This is a genomic window from Stenotrophomonas sp. Y-13, from assembly GCF_046267925.1.
Lineage (GTDB): Bacteria > Pseudomonadota > Gammaproteobacteria > Xanthomonadales > Xanthomonadaceae > Stenotrophomonas > Stenotrophomonas acidaminiphila_A.
The window spans coordinates 2,091,509-2,112,794 of record NZ_CP176501.1; the positions used below are offsets into that span (position 1 = coordinate 2,091,509).

At 69.7% G+C, this 21,286-nt stretch carries 15 protein-coding genes; 5 read left to right on the top strand and 10 right to left on the bottom strand.

The features are described 5' to 3' along the window. Positions 1-149: 149 nt before the first annotated feature. The gene (locus ACJ7VY_RS09510) at positions 150-3,296 is read left to right on the top strand and encodes a ribonuclease E/G (protein WP_409475487.1); all 3,147 of its coding nucleotides are present in this window, start codon (positions 150-152) and stop codon (positions 3,294-3,296) included. A gap of 77 nt (positions 3,297-3,373) precedes the next feature. Here ACJ7VY_RS09510 and ACJ7VY_RS09515 read toward each other — a convergent pair whose 3' ends face one another. The 3 genes from ACJ7VY_RS09515 to ispG form a co-directional block, all read right to left on the bottom strand. Next, positions 3,374-4,021 carry a response regulator gene (locus tag ACJ7VY_RS09515; protein ID WP_104938992.1) on the bottom strand — a complete coding sequence of 216 codons (648 nt, stop codon included), beginning with the start codon at positions 4,019-4,021 and terminating at the stop codon, positions 3,374-3,376. Between the two features lie 268 nt (positions 4,022-4,289). Next, on the bottom strand, positions 4,290-5,003 hold the full coding sequence (locus tag ACJ7VY_RS09520; RefSeq protein ID WP_409475488.1) for a phosphatase PAP2 family protein: 714 nt from the start codon (positions 5,001-5,003) through the stop codon (positions 4,290-4,292). Then, positions 4,969-6,234 carry a flavodoxin-dependent (E)-4-hydroxy-3-methylbut-2-enyl-diphosphate synthase gene (gene ispG / locus ACJ7VY_RS09525; protein WP_104938994.1) on the bottom strand — a complete coding sequence of 422 codons (1,266 nt, stop codon included), beginning with the start codon at positions 6,232-6,234 and terminating at the stop codon, positions 4,969-4,971. The genes ACJ7VY_RS09520 and ispG overlap by 35 nt, the downstream gene beginning before the upstream one ends. A 79-nt stretch (positions 6,235-6,313) precedes the next feature. Between ispG and ACJ7VY_RS09530 the strand changes: the two genes are divergently transcribed. Further along, positions 6,314-7,549 carry an ATP-binding protein gene (locus tag ACJ7VY_RS09530; RefSeq protein ID WP_104938995.1) on the top strand — a complete coding sequence of 412 codons (1,236 nt, stop codon included), beginning with the start codon at positions 6,314-6,316 and terminating at the stop codon, positions 7,547-7,549. Next, entirely contained in the window at positions 7,546-8,109 is a 564-nt protein-coding gene (locus tag ACJ7VY_RS09535; RefSeq protein ID WP_104938996.1) for a response regulator transcription factor, read from the top strand. Before ACJ7VY_RS09530 ends, ACJ7VY_RS09535 begins: the two co-directional genes overlap by 4 nt. 33 nt (positions 8,110-8,142) lie before the next feature. Here ACJ7VY_RS09535 and ACJ7VY_RS09540 read toward each other — a convergent pair whose 3' ends face one another. The 4 genes from ACJ7VY_RS09540 to ACJ7VY_RS09555 form a co-directional block, all read right to left on the bottom strand. Then, a complete protein-coding gene (locus ACJ7VY_RS09540; RefSeq protein WP_409475489.1) occupies positions 8,143-8,910 on the bottom strand; it encodes an SDR family oxidoreductase in 768 nt (255 codons plus the stop codon). Positions 8,911-9,055: 145 nt separating this feature from the next. Next, positions 9,056-11,647 (bottom strand): bifunctional aconitate hydratase 2/2-methylisocitrate dehydratase, encoded by a 2,592-nt coding sequence (gene acnB, locus ACJ7VY_RS09545; RefSeq protein ID WP_409475490.1) that lies wholly within the window; start codon positions 11,645-11,647, stop codon positions 9,056-9,058. Between the two features lie 41 nt (positions 11,648-11,688). Further along, positions 11,689-12,090, bottom strand: a complete 402-nt coding sequence (locus ACJ7VY_RS09550) for a type II toxin-antitoxin system VapC family toxin (RefSeq protein WP_161613677.1) — start codon at positions 12,088-12,090, stop codon at positions 11,689-11,691. Beyond that, the gene (locus ACJ7VY_RS09555) at positions 12,087-12,329 is read right to left on the bottom strand and encodes an AbrB/MazE/SpoVT family DNA-binding domain-containing protein (RefSeq protein ID WP_104938999.1); all 243 of its coding nucleotides are present in this window, start codon (positions 12,327-12,329) and stop codon (positions 12,087-12,089) included. Before ACJ7VY_RS09555 ends, ACJ7VY_RS09550 begins: the two co-directional genes overlap by 4 nt. A gap of 280 nt (positions 12,330-12,609) precedes the next feature. Between ACJ7VY_RS09555 and acnA the strand changes: the two genes are divergently transcribed. Then, positions 12,610-15,366: an aconitate hydratase AcnA gene (acnA, locus tag ACJ7VY_RS09560; RefSeq protein WP_409475491.1), complete on the top strand. Its 2,757-nt coding sequence runs from the start codon at positions 12,610-12,612 to the stop codon at positions 15,364-15,366. Between the two features lie 554 nt (positions 15,367-15,920). Further along, positions 15,921-17,060 carry a dipeptidase gene (locus ACJ7VY_RS09565; RefSeq protein ID WP_409475492.1) on the top strand — a complete coding sequence of 380 codons (1,140 nt, stop codon included), beginning with the start codon at positions 15,921-15,923 and terminating at the stop codon, positions 17,058-17,060. 13 nt (positions 17,061-17,073) lie between these two features. On the opposite strand, the gene ACJ7VY_RS09570 is transcribed toward ACJ7VY_RS09565, so the two are convergent. From ACJ7VY_RS09570 to asnB, 3 genes are all read right to left on the bottom strand, one after another. Beyond that, entirely contained in the window at positions 17,074-18,489 is a 1,416-nt protein-coding gene (locus tag ACJ7VY_RS09570) for a replicative DNA helicase (RefSeq protein ID WP_054666361.1), read from the bottom strand. A gap of 216 nt (positions 18,490-18,705) precedes the next feature. Further along, positions 18,706-19,263: an NADPH-dependent FMN reductase gene (locus tag ACJ7VY_RS09575; protein WP_161613675.1), complete on the bottom strand. Its 558-nt coding sequence runs from the start codon at positions 19,261-19,263 to the stop codon at positions 18,706-18,708. 73 nt (positions 19,264-19,336) lie between these two features. Then, on the bottom strand, positions 19,337-21,280 hold the full coding sequence (gene asnB / locus ACJ7VY_RS09580; protein WP_409475493.1) for an asparagine synthase (glutamine-hydrolyzing): 1,944 nt from the start codon (positions 21,278-21,280) through the stop codon (positions 19,337-19,339). Positions 21,281-21,286 lie beyond the last annotated feature (6 nt).

Genomic DNA, 21,286 nt, shown 5'->3' on the forward strand with positions numbered 1-21,286 from the left:
AGAACACAAGCGCTCCCGCGGCCTGCCGTGGTGTCGTAGCGCTGGAAACCCAAGCCGCCCTACCCGCGCCTGCGCGAGGGGCGGCGACCCGTGTCCAGAGGCGAAACGCCATGGCGTTCCGCGCGGTAGCAGCGCGCGAGGAACGCACAATGAAGCGAATGCTGATCAATGCCACGCAGGCCGAAGAGCTGCGCGTGGCCATCGTGGACGGCCAGACCCTGTACGACATCGACATCGAACAGCCGTCCAAGGAACAGAAGAAGTCCAACATCTACAAGGGCCGCATCACCCGGCTCGAACCTTCCCTCGAAGCGGCTTTCGTCGAATACGGCGGTGACAAGCACGGCTTCCTGCCGCTGAAGGAAATCTCCCGCGATTACTTCCAGGCCGGTGTCGACCACAACAAGGCCGGCATCCGCGAGCTGCTGCGCGAGGGCCAGGAAGTGGTGGTCCAGGTGGACAAGGAGGAGCGCGGCAACAAGGGCGCCGCGCTGACCACGTTCATCTCGCTGGCCGGCCGCTACATGGTGCTGATGCCGAACTCGCCGTCGGCCGGCGGCGTCTCGCGCCGCATCGAGGGCGAGGACCGCGCCGCGCTCAAGGACGCGCTGGACAAGCTGAACATCCCCGACGACATGGGCGTGATCATCCGCACCGCCGGCGTCGGCCGCGATGCCGAGGAGCTGCAGTGGGACCTGGACTACCTGCTGCAGGTCTGGCGCTCGATCGCCGAGGCCGCGCTGGCCAAGCCGGCGCCGTTCCTGATCTACCAGGAGTCGCGCCTGATCGTGCGCGCCCTGCGTGACTACCTGCGCGCCGACATCGGCGAGATCCTGGTGGACACCGAGGAGCTGTACGAGACCGCGCGCGAGTTCATGCAGCAGGTGATGCCGCAGACCCTGCGCAAGCTCAAGCACTACAAGGACGACATCCCGCTGTTCAACCGCTTCCAGATCGAATCGCAGATCGAGGCGATCTACGAGCGCAACGTGCGCCTGCCGTCCGGCGGCTCGATCGTGGTCGACCAGACCGAGGCGCTGACCGCCATCGACGTCAACTCGGCCCGCGCCACCAAGGGCAGCGACATCGAGGACACCGCGTTCCAGACCAACCTGGAGGCCGCCGAGGAAGTGGCCCGCCAGCTGCGCCTGCGCGACCTGGGCGGCCTGGTGGTCATCGATTTCATCGACATGTCCTCCAACAAGCACCAGCGCGAGGTCGAGAACCGCCTGCAGAACGCGCTGAAGTACGACCGCGCGCGCGTGCAGCTGGGCCGCATCTCGCGCTTCGGGCTGATGGAAATGAGCCGCCAGCGGCTGCGCCCGAGCCTGGGCGAGTCCAGCCAGATCGTGTGCCCGCGTTGCGACGGCCAGGGCCGCATGCGCAGCGTCGAGTCGCTGTCGCTGTCGATCATCCGCGTCGCCGAAGAGCATGCGATGAAGGAGAACACCGGGCAGGTGCTGGTCCAGGCCCCGGTCGAGATCGCCAACTTCCTGCTCAACGAGAAGCGCAGTGCGCTGCGCGAGATCGAGCGCCGCCATGACGCGCCGATCATCATCGTCGCCGACGAGCAGCTGCACACCCCGCATTACGAAGTCACCCGCCTGCGCGAGAACGAGCTGGGCGAGGAATCGGGCAGGCCGAGCTACCAGCGCGGCACCCCGCGCAAGCTGCCGGTGCACGCCCTGACCAAGGCGCAGCTGAACATCCCGCCGGCACCGGCGGTGACCCACGTCAAGCACAGCCAGCCGGCCCCGGTGCGCGAGATCCCGGAACCGGCGCCGGCACCGGCACCGGTCGCCGCGCCCGCCCCTGCGGCACCGGCCGGCGGCGGCGTGATGGGCTGGCTCAAGCGGGTCTTTGGCGGCGAGACCGCCCCCGCCGCGGCACCGGCCCAGCCGCAGCCGCGCCAGGACGGCGGCCGCGGCAACCGCAATGACCGCAACACCCAGCGCCGCGATGGCCGCAATAACAACGGCGGCAACAACGGCCAGCAGGCGCGTGCCGGCGGCAATGGCAACGGCAACCGCCGTGACGAGCAGCGCCGCGAGGAGCGTCGCGACGAACGCCGCCAGGGCGCGGGCAACCCGCAGCAGCAGAACGCCGGCCAGCAGCCGCCCAAGCAGCGCGGCGAACAACAGGCGCAGCAGGGCAAGCAGCCGCGCAACAACGAGCAGCAGCAGCCCAAGCCGCCGAAGCAGCCCAAGCAGCCGAAGCCGCAGCAGGAAGTGGACAAGGCGGTGCAGCCGGCCAGCGAAAAGCCGGCACGGCAGCCGCAGGCCGACGCGCCGCGCCCGGTCGTGGCTGACGCCCCGGCCATGGCCGCCGCCGTGGTCGCGAGCGTGGACACCAATGCCACCGAGGCCCCTGCCAAGGTGCAGCTGCCGCTCGCGGACGACACCGCAGCGGTGGCCGCGGCCACCGCGCAGGTCGGCGTGACCGACGAGTCCGCCACCGTGGCCAACGATGACGGCAATGGGGATGGCGCCAGCCGTCGCCGCCGCGGCCGTCGTGGCGGTCGCCGCCGCCGTCGCGGCAATGCCGAAGGCACCGGCAACGCCGAGGCCGACGTGCTGGGCAACGATGACGACCTCGCCGACGAGGCCGAGGACGCCGGCAACGAGCTCGGCGCGACTGCCACCGCGCCGACCGCGGCGCAGCCGGAGTTCGATTTCGAGGACGAGCCGGCAATCGTCCGTGCGCCCGCACGCGCACCGCGCCCCGCACGCACCGAGGCACCGGTGGCGCAGCAGGCCGCGCCGGCGGCAACGCCGGCCGCACCGGACCCGGAGGGCACTGCCACCGGTCCGGAGACGATGGTCGCCGCGCAGCCCGAGGCCGCGGCACAGGCCGTGGTGACGCCGGCACCGGAACCCACGCCCGCCGTGGCCCCGGCCGCGGAAAGCGTGCAGCCGGCCGTTGTGGCCGCGCCGCAGGCGGCCGGTCCGGAACCGCTGGTGGACGCCACGCCCGCCGCGCCGGTCACCGCCGTGGTCGCGCCCGCGGAGCCGGTTGCGGTTGCAGCTGCGGCCGACGCCGAGCCGCTGCCGGTTGCCGACGCCGCTCCGGCGCCGGCATTGCCGGAGAACGGCAAGCTGTTCGCCGAGGCCACGGCAGCGGCGCCGGCAACCGAGGCACGGCACGCCTCCACCGAACCGATGCCGCAGGTTGCGGTGGTGGCGTCCGAGGCGGTGGTGGCAGCTGCCGCTGAAGCCGAAGCCGAAGCCGAAGCAGCAGCCGAGGTCGGGGCCGACGCCGCCACGACGCATGCGCAAGAGCCGCGTCGCGACGCCTGAAGGCAGCGCGTCATGCAATGAAAAAAGCGGCCCCCGGGCCGCTTTTTTTTCATGCGCTGACCTCACTGCCAGGCGGGTCAGATCACCTTCGACGGATCGCCCACGCCATATTGGGCCGCCAGCCGCGCCAGCGCGATGTTGTCCTGCACCCCGGTCTTCTGGAACAGGCGCGACTTGTGGGTATTGACCGTCTTGGCACTCAGGCTGAGGCGACGCGCGATCTCTTCCTGGCGATGCCCCTGGACCAGCAGCAGGGCCACTTCCAGTTCCCGTGGCGAAAGCTCGTCGAAGGGCGAAACGTCGCCGTCGATGTTGGACAACGCCAGGTTCTGGGCGATGTTGTTGGCCAGGTAGCGCCGCCCCTGCGCCACATCGTGGATCGCGCGCACCAGCTCGCGGGCGTCGCCGCCCTTGCCGACATACCCCGACGCCCCGGCCTCGAGCAGCCGCTTGGGCATCGGGCCGTCTTCCAGCACCGACACGATGATGACGCGGGTGCCATGGTCGCCCTTGACGATGCGCTCGGTGATCTCCAGCCCGCTCAACCCCGGCAGGTTCAGGTCGCAGAGCACCACGTCGGGCTTCAGCCGGCGGATCTGCGGCAGTGCCACCTCGCCACTGTCCGCGGCACCCACCACCTCGATGCCGGTTTCACCGGCAAGGATCATCTGCAGACCGGTGCGCACCAGCGCGTGGTCGTCAATCAGAAATACCGTTATCGTCACTACCCGCTTCCTCCCCCCGACACCCAGTGACAGTCGCAGCTGGCTGCGGCTCCGTGGTCCGGAGCCAGGGCGCGGATTTTCCACCACGCGCCGTCACGCAAGCTGCCCTCATTATCAATCAAGTGGCCGGTCCCGCCCCCAGGGGACGACGCACGTGGACGACTCCCCTGTCCACGCATGACCCGATCATGACAAGCCCCGGGTGAGCGACCATGACATGCTGCATGCCGCAGCGGCGCGCGGCCATCAGTGCATCCCTCTCAGCCAGTTAGGGATTCACCGCAACCGGTGGTGACCAACGGCGGCGGAACAACAATACGTGCACGCCGGTCACCCATGCCAGCGCGGCGCACCAGCCGCCCAGGATATCGGAGGGGTAATGCACGCCCAGGTGGACCCGCGACAGCCCGACGCACGGCACGAAGACCAGGCCGGCAACCGCCACCGGCCAGCGCCAGCGCGTATTCCAGGCCAGGAACAGCGCGGTGGCGGCCAGCGTCATCGACCCCATCGCGTGCCCGCTGGGAAAACTGAAGGTACTTTCCGGCGCGATCGATTCCCACAGGCTCGGCCGCTCGCGCTGGAACAGCTGCTTGCTGCCGATGTTCAACAGCGCCGAGCCCGCGAAAGCGGTGGCGGCGAACAACGTGTCGCGCCAGCGACGCCGGAATGCGAGCACCGCCACCACCAGCAGGTCGAGCGGAATCACGCCCCACTGGTAGCCCAGCCGCGACATCAGCAGGAAGAACGCATCCAGCGCGGGCGACGCCAGCCCGTGCATGCGCCACAGCAGCGCGTGGTCGAGGTACAGCGCCTCGGCCTCGTGGATCTCCTCGGCCAGCGCAACGAACCCGGCCAGCGGCAGCAGCAGGCAGACGAACAGCACGACCACGCGCCAGGCGTTGTGCGCGAGCCAGTCGCGCACGCCGGCGGCTTCGCGGCGTGATTCAGCCGGCGTGGCGCGCATAGCGGCTCTCGACATACTCGTCGATCAGCGCCACGAACTCCTGCGCGATGTTCTCGCCCCGCAGCGTCACCTTCTTCTCGCCATCGACGAATACCGGCGCGGCCGGCGCTTCACCGGTGCCCGGCAGCGAGATGCCGATGTTGGCGTGCCGCGATTCGCCCGGGCCGTTGACGATGCAGCCCATCACCGCCAGGGTCATGTTTTCCGCGCCCGGGTGGCTCACGCGCCACACCGGCATCTTCTCGCGGACATGGTTCTGCACCACCTTGGCCAGCTCCTGGAAGAACTCGGAGGTGGTGCGCCCGCAGCCCGGGCAGGCCGTGACCATCGGCGTGAACGCCCGCTGCCCGGTGGTCTGCAGCAGTTCCTGGGCGACGATGACCTCCTGGGTGCGCGGCTGCCCCGGCTCGGGCGTGAGCGAGATGCGGATGGTGTCGCCGATGCCTTCCTGCAGCAGCACCGCCAGCGCCGCCGACGAAGCGACGATGCCCTTGCTGCCGATGCCGGCCTCGGTCAGGCCCAGGTGCAGGGCGAAATCGGAGCGGTTGGCCAGGTCACGGTAGACCGCGATCAGTTCCTGCACGCCGCTGACCTTGGCCGACAGCACGATGCGCTCGCGCGGCAGGCCCAGTTCGACCGCGGTCTGCGCCGAATCCAGCGCCGAGCGGATCAGCGCCTCGCGCAGCACCCGGCCGGCGTCCCAGGGCTGCGCGCGCTGGCTGTTCTCGTCCATCAGCCTGGCCGCCAGGGTCTGGTCCAGCGAGCCCCAGTTGGCGCCGATGCGCACCGGTTTGTCGTAGCGGATGGCGAACTCGATCAGCTGCGCGAACTGGGTGTCCTTCTTCTTGCCGAAGCCGACGTTGCCCGGGTTGATGCGGTACTTGGCCAGCGCCTCGGCGCAGGCCGGCTCCTGCGCCAGCAGCTGGTGGCCGTTGTAGTGGAAGTCGCCGATCAGCGGCACCTCCACGCCCATCATCCGCAGCTTGTCGACGATCCGCGGAATGGCCGCGGCGGACTCGGCGTTGTTGACGGTCAGCCGCACCATTTCCGAACCGGCGCGCCACAGTTCGGCCACCTGGCGGACGCTGGCGGCGACATCGGCGGTGTCGGTATTGGTCATCGACTGGACGACCACCGGATGCCCGCCGCCGACCTTCACCCCGCCGATATCGACGGCATGGGTGATGCGGCGGGGCCAGGCGGTGGCGTCGGCGGGAGGTGTCGGGCGGGTGACGGCGTCGTGCATGGCGCGCATTTTAGCGCGCCGCCCCGCGCCACCGCATGAACCATGAGCACCGCCCACCTGGACCCATTACGATGCGCGCATGGATTCCGCCGACGCCTCGTTCCTTCGCACCCTGTGCAGCCTGCGCTGGCTGGCCACCGCCGGCCAGGCCAGCGCGATCCTGGTCGCCACCGGGCTGCTGGGACTCGACCTGCCGCAGCTGCCGCTGTGGAGCGGCGTGTGCGTGCTGGCGCTGTTCAACCTGTACGTGCAGTTGCGGGTACACGACAGCGACCCTGCCCCGGTCACCGCCTTCGGCCACATCCTGGTGGACGTGACCGTGCTGACCTGGATGGTCGGCTGGAGCGGGGGCATCACCAATCCGTTCGGCTCGCTGTTCCTGGTCCTGATCGCGCTCGCCGCGCTGGCCCTGCCGCTGCGCTGGACCCATGCGGTGGCCGCGGCGTGCGTTGCCGGGTATGCGGTGAGCGCGATCTTCGGGCTGCCGCTGCACGGCGGTTACTTCGATTCGATGAGCCTGCAGTTGTGGGGCGCGGCGGCCAATTTCCTGCTCTCCAGCGTGGTCGTGCTGGTGTTCTCGACGCGGCTGGCCGCGGCGCTGCGCGAGCGCGAGAACCAGCTGGCGCTGCTGCGCGAACGCTTCGTGCGCAACGAGGGCATCGTCGCCCTGGCCACCCATGCGGCATCGGTGGCGCATGAACTGAACACCCCGCTGGCGACCATGACCCTGCTGGCCGACGACATCGCCGAACAGTACGCCGGCGACCCGCTGATGCAGGAAGACATGGACACCCTGCGCGGGCTGCTGGTGCAATGCCGCGAGCGGGTGCTGGCGCTGGCGGCGCCGGCGGAAGGCGCGCGCCGCCGCGCCCGCGTGTCGATCGGCGACGTGCTCGAGCAATGGCGCCTGGTGCGCCCGACCGTGCACCTGCGGCGCAACGCCGACGCGCCGCTGCAGCTGGCGCTGGACCCGGGGGTCGGCCACCTGCTGCAGGTACTGCTGAACAACGCCGCCGACGCCGGCGAACAGACCGGGCAGGGCCAGGTCGACCTGGACATCCGCATCGACGGCGACCACCTGTACGGCGAAGTCCGCGACTACGGCCCCGGCTTCAAGGCCAACGACGCCGCCCATGCGGCGCTGCCGGGCACCCTGTTCAACAGCGGCAAGACCGGCGGCATGGGCGTGGGCCTGGCGCTGTCGCATGCCACCATCGAACGGCTGCACGGGGAACTGTGGATGCGCCCGGCCGAAGGCCGCGGTACCCGCGTCGGTTTCCGGCTGCCCCTTGTCAATATGGAAGCCAATCCATGAGCCCTTCTGCCCACGGCCTGCTGGTCGACGACGATCCGCTGTACCTGCGCACCCTGCAACGCAGCCTCGCCCGGCGCGAGATCGAGACCGTCACCGCGCATGACATCGCAGGTGCGCTGGAGCAGGCCACGCGCGCGCCGCCGGCGTTCGCGCTGATCGACCTCAAGCTTGGCGGCGAATCCGGCCTGGCGCTGATCCAGCCGCTGCGCGCGCTGCGCGCGGACATGCGCATCCTGCTGGTCACCGGCTACGCGTCGATCGCCACCGCGGTGGAGGCGATCAAGCTGGGCGCCGACGATTACCTGCCCAAGCCGGCGACGGTGCCGATGATCCTGCGCGCGCTGGGCGAGGCCGACGAGGGCGGCGAGGAACATGAGGACGTCGAGCCGCCCGATGCGATGACCCCGATCAGCCGCCTGCAGTGGGAACACATCCAGCAGGCGCTGCACGAAACCGGCGGCAACGTCTCGGCCGCCGCGCGCCTGCTCGGCATGCATCGCCGCTCGCTGCAGCGCAAGCTGCTCAAGCGGCCGAGCCCGGAGCGCGATCCGCACCGTTGACGCCGCGCACCGCCGCTCCGGAAGCGGGGTGCCTTACCCGCGCTGGATGGACACCCCGCCATCGACCCGCATCGCGGTGCCGGTGACGAACGAGGATGCCGGCGACACCAGGAACAGCGCCGCGGCTGCGATCTCCTCGGGCTGCGCCAGGCGGCGCAGCGCATGCAGGCGCGCCACCGCGCCCAGCGCCGCCTCGTCGGGGTTCATCTCGCGGGCCATCGGCGTGTCGGTGCCGCCGGGCAACAGCGCATTGACGCGCACCCCGGACGGCCCGAGCTCGGCCGCCAGCGACTGCACCAGGCCGATGACGCCGGCCTTGCTGGCCGCATACGCGGCCGTGCACGGAAAGCCGGCGGTGTGGCCAACGAAGGTCGAGGTGAACACCAGGCTGGCGCCACTGCCGGTGCGCAGCAGCGACGGAATCTGGTGCTTGGCGCCAAGGAAGGCCGCGGTCAGGTTGACCGCCAGCGCATGCTGCCAGTCGCCCAGCGCGACCTCGGGCGTGGGCTGCAGCGGCCCCAGTACGCCGGCGTTGTTGAAGGCCGCATGCAGCGGGCCGAAGGTGTCCTCGGCATGGCGCACCAGCGCCTGTGCGTAGGCCTCCTCGCGCACGTCGCCGGCCAGCCAGGTGGCGGCGCCGCCGGCGGCCTGGACCTGCGCGGCCAGCGCCTCCAGTTCGGCGCCGCGGCGCGCGCCCAGCACTACCCGCGCGCCTTCGGCGGCGAACAGCAGCGCGGCGGCGCGGCCGATGCCGGAACTGGCGCCGGTGATCAGTATGGTCTTGTCGTGCAATGCCTTCATATGCGGCTCCCGATGGATGGAGCGCGCAGGATGAAGGCCCGCGGCGCGCGGCGCTCGCCGCTATCGGACGTGGCATTGGCGCAGCGCATGGAAACGAAAAGCCCGGCATGCGCCGGGCCTTTCGGGTAGTGCGTGCCGCCGTGGCTTACGCCGCGACGGTGTCGGCCACGTCCTTGTAGTCCGCGATCTGGTCGAAGTTCATGTAGCGGTAGATCTCCGCGCCATTGGCGTTGATCACGCCGATGTCGGCCATGTACTCCTCCTTGGTCGGGATCCGGCCCAGGCGCGAGCAGATCGCCGCCAGTTCCGCCGAGCCCAGGTACACGTTGGTGTTGCGGCCCAGGCGGTTGGGGAAGTTGCGGGTCGAGGTCGACATCGCGGTGGAGCCTTCGCGGATCTGCGCCTGGTTGCCCATGCACAGCGAGCAGCCCGGCATTTCCATGCGCGCGCCGGCGCTGCCGAAAGTGCCGTACACGCCTTCCTTGGTCAGCTCGGAGGCATCCATCTTGGTCGGCGGGGCCACCCACAGGCGGGTCGGGATGTCGCGCTTGCCTTCCAGCAGCTTGGCGGCGGCACGGAAGTGGCCGATGTTGGTCATGCACGAACCGATGAACACCTCGTCGATCCTGGCGCCGGCCACTTCGGACAGGGTCCTGACGTCGTCCGGGTCGTTCGGGCACGCCACGATCGGCTCGTGGATGTCGGCCAGGTCGATCTCGATGACCGCGGCGTACTCGGCGTCTGCATCCGGCTCCAGCAGCTGCGGGTCGGCCAGCCACGCTTCCATCTTCTCGATCCGGCGCGCCAGCGAGCGGGCGTCCTGGTAGCCTTCGGCGATCATCCACTTCAGCAGCGTGATGTTGCTGTTGAGGTACTCGATGATCGGCTCCTTGTTCAGGCGCACGGTGCAGCCGGCGGCCGAGCGTTCGGCCGAGGCGTCGGACAGCTCGAACGCCTGCTCCACCTTCAGCTCCGGCAGGCCTTCGATCTCCAGGATGCGGCCGGAGAAGATGTTCTTCTTGCCGGCCTTGGCCACGGTCAGCAGGCCCTGCTTGATGGCATACAGCGGGATCGCGTTGACCAGGTCACGCAGGGTCACGCCCGGCTGCATCTGGCCCTTGAAGCGCACCAGCACCGACTCCGGCATGTCCAGCGGCATGACCCCGGTGGCCGCGGCGAAGGCGACCAGGCCCGAACCGGCCGGGAACGAGATGCCCACCGGGAAACGGGTGTGCGAGTCGCCGCCGGTGCCGACGGTGTCGGGCAGCAGCATGCGGTTGAGCCAGCTGTGGATCACGCCGTCACCCGGGCGCAGCGACACGCCGCCGCGGGTGGAGATGAACTCCGGCAGGGTGTGGTGGGTCTTCACGTCCACCGGCTTCGGATAGGCGGCGGTATGGCAGAACGACTGCATCACCAGGTCGGCCGAGAAGCCCAGGCAGGCCAGGTCCTTGAGCTCGTCGCGGGTCATCGGGCCGGTGGTGTCCTGCGACCCCACCGAGGTCATCTTCGGTTCGCAGTAGGTGCCCGGGCGCATGCCCTTGCCTTCCGGCAGGCCACAGGCGCGGCCGACCATCTTCTGCGCCAGCGAGTAGCCCTTGCCGGTGTCGGCCGGCTGCACCGGCAGGCGGAACAGGGTGGTGGCCGGCAGGCCCAGCGCCTCGCGCGCCTTGGCGGTCAGGCCGCGGCCGATGATCAGCGGAATGCGGCCGCCGGCGCGCACTTCGTCGAACAGCACTTCGGACTTCACCTCGAACTCGGCGATCACCTCACCGTTCTTCAGCGCCTTGCCTTCGTACGGACGCAGCTCGACGACGTCGCCGTGCTCCATCTTCGACACGTCAAGCTCGATCGGCAGCGCGCCGGCGTCTTCCATGGTGTTGTAGAAGATCGGTGCGATCTTGCCGCCCAGGCACACGCCGCCGGCGCGCTTGTTGGGGATGTACGGGATGTCGTCGCCGGTCCACCACAGCACGCTGTTGGTGGCCGACTTGCGCGAGGAGCCGGTGCCGACCACGTCGCCGACGTAGGCGACCAGGTGGCCCTTTTCCTTCAGCGACAGGATCTGCTGGATCGGGCCGCGCTTGCCGTCTTCTTCCGGGGTGAACGGCGCGTCGTCGCGCTTGTTCTTCAGCATCGCCAGGGCGTGCATCGGGATGTCCGGGCGGGTGGTGGCATCCGGCGCCGGCGACAGGTCGTCGGTGTTGGTCTCGCCCGGCACCTTGAACACGGTGATGGTCAGGCTCTGCGGCACTTCCGGCTTGCTGGTGAACCATTCGGCGTCGGCCCAGCTCTGCAGCACGGCCTGCGCGTTGGCGTTGCCGGCCTTGGCCTTTTCCTGCACGTCATGGAACGCATCGAACACCAGCAGGGTGTTCTTCAGCGCGTCGGCGGCGATGGCGCCGACCTGGGCGTCGTCCAGCAGCTGGATCAGCGGCGCGACGTTGTAGCCGCCGAGCATGGTGCCCAGCAGTTCGGTGGCGCGCTCGCGGCTGATCAGGGCGTTCTTCTCGGTACCGAAGGCAACCGCCGCCAGGTACGACGCCTTGACCTTGGCGGCATCGTCCACGCCGGCCGGCACGCGGTGGGTGATCAGGTCGAGCAGGAACTCGGCCTCGCCCGCCGGCGGGTTCTTCAACAGCTCGATGACGTCGGCCGTCTGCTGTGCGCTCAGCGGCAGCGGCGGGATGCCGAGCGCGGCGCGCTCGGCTACGTGGTGGCGGTAGGCTTCCAACATGACAACTCCCGGGTGGTACGGATGAGGAATGGGGTATGGGCTCAGGCTTGCGGCACGATCAGCTTCAGGCCCTTGAAGTAGTCGCGGTAAAACGTGTCGTTCCAGGTGATCAGGCCGTCGCACTGCAGCAGGGCGTGGGCGCCGACCATGAAATCGTCGATGCGGCGGCTGTCGCCGGCGTTGCGCTGGCGGTGGCGGCGGTGCATCTCGCCGGCGCGCAGCGCCGACTTGGCCTCCAGCGGGCTGAAATGGATGCCCATTTCCTCCAGCGCCTCCTGTACCTGCGCGCCGCCACGCAGCGAGGCGCAGATCTCGGCCAGGGTCGTGCCGCAGACCACCACCCGGCCACCGACCAGCGCCTGCCTCAGGCAGGCCTCCACCGCGTCGGCGCGGGGGCCGTCGCTGAGCAGTTCGATCAGCACCGGGGAATCGACGGCGATCATGCGCCGCCGGCCTCGCCGGCCTCGTCGCGCACGGTACGCACGGCCTGCTCGGCGGACGGAAAGCCGTCCAGCGCGAACTTGCCACGGGCGCGGGAAATGGCATCGTCCACGCTCTTGCGCAGGATGATGCGACTGCCTTCCAGCTCGACCTTCAACAGCGTGCCCTTGGTCAGGCCCAGCGCGTCGCGCACGGCCTTGGGCAGGGTGATCTGTCCGCGTTCAGCAACGGTGGCTTCCATCGGGCGCTCTCCAAAGTATGCACGAATTATACATACTTTGACCCGCATACCCAAGCGCACGGGGCGCCCCTGGCAGCGCCACAAGGCTTGTGCCGCAAGGGTCTGCGCCCCTCCCGTGACATGGCTGCAACAAACCGGTGCGTATGCTCGGGGGCCTGCACCGGCCCCGCCCCCGGAAAGATCGTCCATACTCGGGCGACCGCTTCACTGAACGGGGCGCACCGCGCCAGCCAGCGCGCGCCTGGGCGCCGCCGCACGCCATCCGCAACAGGAGTCAGCCATGAGCGATTCGTTCTCCACCCGCAGCCAACTCACCGTCGGCGACCAGACCTACACCTATTGCAGCCTGCCCAGGCTGGGCGAGCGCTTCGACCTCTCGCACCTGCCCTACTCGATGAAGATCCTGCTGGAGAACCTGCTCCGCCACGAGGACGGCGGCCAGACCGTGGGCCCCGAGCACATCGAGGCGGTGGCCAGGTGGAATCCGCAGGCCGAACCGGACACCGAGATCGCCTTCATGCCGGCGCGGGTGGTGCTGCAGGACTTCACCGGGGTGCCGTGCGTGGTCGACCTGGCGGCGATGCGCGATGCGGTCACCCGGCTGGGCGGCCGCGCCGAGCAGATCAACCCGCTGATTCCCTCGGAACTGGTGATCGACCACTCGGTGCAGGTGGATGTGTTCGGCCGCGCCGACGCGCTGGACCTCAATGGCCGCATCGAGTTCGAACGCAACCGCGAGCGCTACGGTTTCCTGCGCTGGGGCCAGAAGGCGTTCGAGAACTTCAAGGTGGTGCCACCGAACACCGGCATCGTGCACCAGGTGAATCTGGAGAACCTGGCCCGGGTGGTGATGGAGCGCGACGTGGACGGCATCCGCTGGGCGTTCCCGGACACCGTGTTCGGCACCGACTCGCACACCACCATGATCAACGGCATCGGCGTGCTCGGCTGGGGCGTGGGCGGCATCGAGGCCGAGGCCGCCATGCTCGGCCAGCCCTCGTCGATGCTGATTCCGCAGGTGGTCGGCTTCAAGCTCAGCGGCCGCCTGCCCGAAGGCGCCACCGCCACCGACCTGGTGCTGACCGTCACCCAGATGCTGCGCGCGCTGGGCGTGGTCGGCAAGTTCGTCGAGTTCTACGGCGATGGCCTGCAGCACCTGCCGCTGGCCGACCGCGCCACCATCGCCAACATGGCGCCGGAGTACGGGGCCACCTGCGGCATCTTCCCGATCGACGCCGAGTCGCTGAACTACCTGCGCCTGTCCGGGCGCAGCGACGCGCAGATCGCGCTGGTCGAAGCCTATGCCAAGGCCCAGGGCCTGTGGCACGCGCCGGACAGCCCGCATGCGCGCTACAGCGCCACGCTGGAACTGGACATGGGCACGGTGCAGCCGTCGCTGGCCGGCCCCAAGCGCCCACAGGACCGGGTGCTGCTGCAGGACGTGCGCCGGAACTTCGCTGATGCGCTGGTCGGGCTCACTGCCAACCGCGACCAGCGCAACGGCGAGGTCGCCGAGTTCATCAACGAGGGCGGCGGCGCGGCGGTGGGCAACGAGCAACTGGCCAAGGGCCATGCCGACATCGAGATCGACGGCCGCAAGGTGCGGCTGAAGGACGGCGCGGTGGTGATCGCCGCCATCACTTCGTGCACCAACACCTCCAACCCGGCGGTGATGATCGGCGCCGGCCTGCTGGCGCGCAACGCCGCCGCGCGCGGCCTGACCCGCCAGCCCTGGGTCAAGACCTCGCTGGGGCCGGGCTCGCGGGTGGTCACCGACTACCTGGAAAAGGCCGGCGTACTGAAGGCGCTGGAGAAGCTGGGCTTCTACGTGGTCGGCTACGGCTGCACCACCTGCATCGGCAACTCCGGCCCGTTGCCCACCGAGGTCAGCGCCGGCATCGCCGCCGGCGACCTGGTGGTCGCCTCGGTGTTGTCGGGCAACCGCAACTTCGAGGGCCGCGTGCATCCCGAGGTCAAGACCAACTACCTGGCCTCGCCGCCGCTGGTGGTGGCCTACGCCATCGCCGGCACGGTCAACATCGACCTGACCCGCGAACCGCTGGGCACGGACCACGACGGCAACGACGTCTACCTGCGCGACATCTGGCCCAGCAACAAGGAAATCGGCGACGTCATCGCCGCTACCGTCGGCCCGGAGATGTTCAAGCAGAACTACGCCGACGTGTTCAAGGGCGACAGCCGCTGGGCGCGGATCGAGTCGCCGGAGGGCCAGGCCTACCAGTGGGACGCGGCGTCCACCTACATCAAGAACCCGCCGTACTTCGACGGCATGACCATGGCCGTGGGCAGCATCGCCGACATCCATGGCGCGCGCGTGCTCGGCCTGTTCGGCGACTCGATCACCACCGACCACATCTCCCCGGCCGGCAACATCAAGAAGGACTCGCCCGCCGGCCGCTTCCTGCAGTCGCGCGGCGTGCAGCCGGCCGACTTCAACAGTTACGGCAGCCGCCGCGGCAACGACGACGTGATGGTGCGCGGCACTTTCGCCAACATCCGCATCAAGAACCTGATGTTCGGCGGCGAGGAAGGCGGCAACACCCTGTACTTCGGCGTGCAGCCGCCGGAAAAGATGTCCATCTACGACGCGGCGATGAAGTACAGGACCACCGGTACGCCGCTGGTGGTGGTGGCCGGCAAGGAATACGGCACCGGCTCCTCGCGCGACTGGGCCGCCAAGGGCACCAACCTGCTTGGGGTCAAGGCGGTGATCGCCGAGAGCTTCGAGCGCATCCACCGTTCCAACCTGGTCGGCATGGGCGTGCTGCCGCTGCAGTTCCTGCCGGGCGAGAACGCGCAGACGCTCGGGCTGGACGGCTCGGAGGTGTTCGACATCACCGGACTGGAGGACGGCCAGTCCAAGCGCGCCAGCGTCACCGCGACCCGCTCCGACGGCCGTGTGACCCGCTTCCAGGCGCATGTGCTGCTGCTGACGCCGAAGGAAGTCGAGTATTTCCGCAATGGTGGCCTGCTGCAGTACGTCCTCCGCCAGCTGGCGGCGAAGAAGGTGGCGTAGGCGCCTGCGGCAACACGCACCCCCGCCCCGCGCAGCGCGCGGGGCGTTCGTCCGCACCACGTGGCAGTACCACGCACGGTTGGTCCACCGTCATCCGCGAGTGGGCCTGTCGCCACACGTACTTCGCCCACCGGCAGCGAAGAAGGTGACGTAAGCGCCCGCTGCAACCTGAAGGCCCTGCCCTGCCCCGCGCAGCGCGCGGGGCGTTCGTCCGTACCGCGCGGCAGTGCCGCGCGCGGGTGGTCCGCCCTCACCCGCTAGGGACCTGCTTCCACACGTACTTCGCCCACCGGCAGCGAAGAAGATGACGTAAGTGCCTGCTGCAACCTGAAGGCTCTGCCCCGCACCGCGCGGCAGGGCCGCGCACAGGCCCTCTGCACTCGCCCGCAGGGGCGGCCTGCTGCAACCCGGAAGACCGGCGGCAACGACGGCGAGACTGGCATCGCGTGGAGCGCGCAGGCGTTCCGGCCGGCACCACGCGCGGCCCCCGGGTTTGTGCCGGGCGTATCCATTGGGCCATGATCGCCGTCTGTCATCGCCACGAAGGGAGTTCGATGGGTATCGATGCATCGCGTCGCCGCGTGCTGGGCTGGGGCGGCGGTCTGCTGGCGGGGCTGGCCGTGCCGGCCGCCGCGACGAACGGGACAGCGCCCGCCGCCATTGCCTCGGCCGACAGCAGTGCGCTGTATGCCCGCGCCCTGGTCCTGGATGCCAATGTGCTGGCGTCGATCGGCGCGCTGCTGGATGACGATGCGCAGGCGCTGCACCTGCGTCAGATACGCGACTCGGGCATCAGCGCGATCAAGACCACGCTCGGCGGCGCGGCCGGGTCATTCGAGGAAACCGTCGCCGACATCGCCCGCGCGCAGCAACTGGTCGAATCGCTGCCGGAGATGTTCCTCAAGGTCGTCCACCACGCCGACCTGGCGCGCGCCAAGCGCGAAGGCCGGGTGGCGCTGATCTTCTCGTTCGAGGCCGCCACCATGCTCGAGGACAGGCTCGAGCGCATCGACCTGTTCCGCGGGCTCGGGGTACGGGTCATGCAGTTGTCCTACAACCACGCCTCGCCGTTCGGCGGCGGTTGCCTGGACGCCGCGCCCAGTGGCCTGAGCCCGCTCGGGCGCGAAGCCGTGGCCCGCATGAACGACTGCGGCGTGGCGTTGGACCTCAGCCACTCCAGCGCCCTGGCCACGCGCGAAGGCATCGAGGCCAGCCGCACGCCACCGCTGATCACCCACGCCGGCTGCAGCGCGGTGTTCGAGCATCCGCGCAACAAGCGCGATACCGAGTTGCGGGCGATGGCCGACAAGGGCGGCGTGGTCGGCATCTACATGCTGCCGTTCCTCACCGAAGACAGCCGCCAGCCGCTGCTGGCCGACTACATCGCGCACCTCGAGCACGCGCTGCGCGTGTGTGGCGAGGATCACGTCGGGATCGGCAGCGACGCGCTGTTCTTCCCGGTGGACGCGCAGGACATCCGCGACATGGACCGGCAGATGCGCGAACGCCGGCTGGCCGGCACCGGTGCGCCGGGCGAGAACCGCACGCCCTACCTGCCCGACGCCAACAGCCCGCGCCGGCTGGCGCAGGTGGCCGATGCGCTGCTGCGCCGCGGGCACCCGCCGCGCGTGGTGGACAAAGTCCTGGGCGCCAACTTCGCCCGCGCCTTCGGCGATATCTGGGGCAACGGCTGAGATCGCCGGCGCGTTACTCGAACGCGCCGACGCTGTCGTGGCTGAGGTTGTCGAAGCGGGTGTATTCGCCGAAGAACTTCAGCTTGCACGATCCGGTGGGGCCACCACGGTGCTTGCCGATGATGATCTCGGCCAGGCCCTTGTCCGGCGAGTTTTCCTTGTTGTAGTACTCGTCGCGGTAGATGAACACGATCATGTCCGCGTCCTGCTCGATGGCGCCCGATTCGCGCAGGTCGGCCATCACCGGGCGCTTGTCGGTACGCGTTTCCAGCGAGCGGTTGAGCTGGGACAGCGCGATCACCGGCACGTTCAGCTCCTTGGCCAGTCCCTTGAGCGAACGCGAGATCTCCGAGATCTCGGTGGCGCGGTTCTCGCTGTTGCCGGGCACGCTCATCAGCTGCAGGTAGTCGATCACCACCAGCCCCAGGTCATGCTCGCGCTTGAGCCGGCGGCACTTGGAGCGCAGCACTTCCGGCGACACGCCCGGGGTGTCGTCGATGAAGATCTTGGTTTCCTTGAGCATGCGGATGGCGCTGGTGACGCGGCTCCAGTCCTCGTCCTCGAGCTGGCCGGTGCGCAGTCGCGTGGCGTTGATGCGGCCGTTGGAGGAAATCAGGCGCATGGCCAGCTGCGAGGCCGACATTTCCATGGAGAACACCGCCACGCCCTTCTTCGACTTGATCGCCGCGTACTCGGCGATGTTCAGCGCGAAGGTGGTCTTGCCCATCGCCGGGCGCGCGGCCAGGATGATCAGGTCGGTCGGCTGCAGGCCGGCGGTCATCGCATCGAATTCGTTGTAACCGGTTGGCAGGCCGGTGATGTTGCCGCCGTTCTCGAAGCGGTTGCGCAGTTCCTCGAACGCATCCTTCAACGCGCCGGGCATGGCCACGAAGTCGGTGCGACCGCGTGCGCCCTGCTCGGCAATGGCGAACACCGATTTTTCCGCCGACGCCAGCAGTTCGGTGCTGTCGCGGCCCTCGGGCTGGAAGCCGTCGTTGACGATGTCGGTGCCGACCTGGATCAGCTGCCGCAGCACCGCCTTGTCGCGCACGATCTCGGCGTAGGCGCCGATGTTGGCGGCCGACGGCGTGGTGCTGGCCAGTTCGATCAGGTAGGCGCCGTCGCCGACCTGCTCCAGCTTGCCCTGCGATTCGAACCACTCGCCCAGTGTCACCGCATCGAACGGCCGGTCGCGCTCGGACAGCTCGCGGATGGCGCGGTAGATCAGCTGGTGGTCGCGGCGGTAGAAGTCCTTTTCGGTCAGTGCCTCGTTGACCCGGTCGAAGGCCTCCGGCGCCAGCATCAGGCCGCCGAGCACCGCCTGTTCGGCCTCGACCGAATGCGGGGGCACGCGCAGGGTGTCGATGCGCTGTTCGCCGCGCTCTGCGCGGTCGTTGCGGTCGGAACGGAAGCCAGGACGGGCAGACATGAAAAACCTTCGTGCAGCGGGAAAACGACCCGGCCATGGTAGGCCGATGCAGGCCGGCAATGTGGGGATAAGTCCGTGGACAAGCTGTCGGCAGCCCGTGGATGTGGCCACCGGCCCCGCTTCACAAGGGCCAGCGACGCCACCGGCACGGAAACCCCGGCAGCGTCGCCGGTGCCGGGGTCCGCATTATCGCCCGATCGGGCCGCGCCGGCGCGTTCAGTGCCGGGCGTGGATCCGGATCCAGTCCAGGAAGCGGTCGACATACGCCTGCAGGAAGCGGCGGGTGCCGTCGTTGGTCACGCTGCCATCGGCCTCGATCAGCCCGTCCTTGTACTGCAGGAAGGCCTCGGGCTGGGCCATCACCGACAGGTTGACGAACACCAGCACGTTGCGCAGGTGCTGCTGGGCCATCGCGGTGCCGGCCGCGCCGGGCGAGGTTCCGATCACCGCCGCCGGCTTGCCGTCGAAGGCGCTGTCGCCGTACGGCCGCGAAGCGGTGTCGATGGCGTTCTTGAGCACCCCGGGAATGGAGCGGTTGTACTCGGCGGTGACGAACAGCAGCGCATCGGCCTGGCGGATCGCGGCTTTCAGGCGCGTGCCCTGCGCCGGGAAGTCGCCGTCATGGTCCTGGTTGTAGAGCGGGATGTCGTCGATGCGCAGGTAGTCGAACCGCGCGCGATCGCCGGCCAGCTTCTCCAGGGCCAGCGCCAGGCGGCGGTTGTGGGACTCCTTGCGCAGGCTGCCGACAAGTACGGCGATGCGGTACGGTTGCATGGCGACCTCGCTGCGGTAAGGGAAGGCCAGCCTAGCCGGCCGCACCTTGTTGGCCGGTGAAGGCCGGCCGCGGTCAGCCCGCCCGCGCCTGCGCCCGCAGCGCCTGCCAGTGCGCCTGCCAGGCCTGGAACATCAGCACGTTCCACAGGTGGGTGTGCCACTTGCGCTCGCCCTGGCGGAAGCGCTGCCACAGCGTGGAGATGGCGGCCTCCTCGAACACCCCGTCCTGGCGCAGCCGTCGCGGATCGAGCAGGTCGCCGGCCCAGCCCTGCAGCTCGCCGCGCAGCCACTGCGTCACCGGCGCGCCGAAGCCGCGCTTGCCGCGGAACACCATCGCGTCGGGCAGGTAGCGCCGCAGCACCTGCTTGGGCAGGTACTTGCTGGTGCCGTCGCGCAGCTTCATGGCCAGCGGCAGCGACCACGCGAACTCGGCCACCTGCCAGTCCAGCAGCGGCGCGCGTGCCTCCAGGCTGGCCGCCATGCTGGTGCGGTCGACCTTGCACAGCAGGTCGTCGGCCAGATAGGTGGTGAAATCGGCCAGCATCATCGCGTCGGCCGCCGTGCCCTGCCCCTGCAGCGGGTCGGGCAGGCTGTAGAACGTGGCCGGCTCGCGCGCGCCGCGCACCACCGCGGCGGGGGCGCGCCAGCGCGATATGCGGTTGCGGTAGACATCGCCGATGCCGCTGGCGCCGGCCTCGGCCAGCAGCGCGGGCAGCCCGCCGGCGCGCGAATCCTCGCCCTGTGCCCGGGCATGGCGGCCCAGCCAGCGGCGCAGCGGCGCCGGCACGCGCTGCAGCGCGCGCCAGTTGCGCAGCGCGCGCTGGTAGCGGGTGTAGCCGAAGAACAGTTCGTCGCCGCCATCGCCGGACAGCGCCACGGTGACCCCGCGCCGCGCCAGCCGCGCCACCAGCGCGGTCGGCACCTGCGAGGCATCGGCGAACGGCTCGTCGAACATCGCCGGCAGCTCCGGCACCACCGCCAGCGCATCGGCACCGCTGACGTACAGCTCGGTGTGGTCGCAGCCCAGGTGGGTGGCAACCTCCCTGGCCAGCGGCGCCTCGTCGTGGTCGGAGTCCTCGAAGCCGATGCTGAAACTGTGCACCGGGGCCATGCTCTGCGCCTGCATCAGCGCCGTGACCAGGGCCGAATCGGTGCCGCCGGACAGGAACACGCCCACCGGCACGTCGGCCACCATGCGCAGCGCCACGGCCTGGCGCAGGCGCGCGTCCAGCGCGTCGGTGGCCTCGACCGCGCTGCCGGCGAACGGCGTGGCCAGGCAGGCGGCCATGCGCGAGGGCGCGTCCCAGTACGCCACCTGCGCCTGCGCCGGCCGGTGCGCGGCGGCACCGGCGGCCACCGCGGCCGCGTCCAGGTGCAGCACCCGGCCCGGCATCAGCTTGAACGCACGCTCGTGGATGCAGTGCGGCGCCGGGATGTAGTCCAGCCGCAGCAGCAGGGTCAGCGCGTCGCGGTCGATGCCGTTGTCGAACGCCGGGTGCCGCCACAGCGCCTTCAGTTCGGAACCGAACACCAGCGTGTCGCCGGCCCAGCCGTAGTACAGCGGCTTCTTGCCGACCCGGTCGCGGGCCAGCGACAGGCGTTGTTCGCGCCGGTCCCACAGCGCGATGGCGAACATGCCGTTGCAGCGCCGCAGCGTCGCCTCCAGCCCCCACTGCACGACCGCGGCCAGCAGCACCTCGGTGTCGGAATGACCGTGGAAGGCATGGCCGAGCGGTTCCAGCTCGGCACGCAGCGTGGCGAAGTTGTAGATCTCGCCGTTGTAGGCCAGCCGGTAGCGGCCGTCGCTGGACGCCATCGGCTGGTGGCCCAGCGGCGACAGGTCGAGGATGCTCAGCCGCCGGTGCGCCAGCGCCACGCCGGCGCCGGCATCGGCCCAGACGCCGCGGTCATCGGGACCGCGATGGGCCAGCGCATCGCCCATCGCGCCGGCCAGCGCCGCCAACTCCGCTTCCTGCAACCGCGCCTGCGATTGCAGTATTCCCGCCAGTCCACACATACAGAT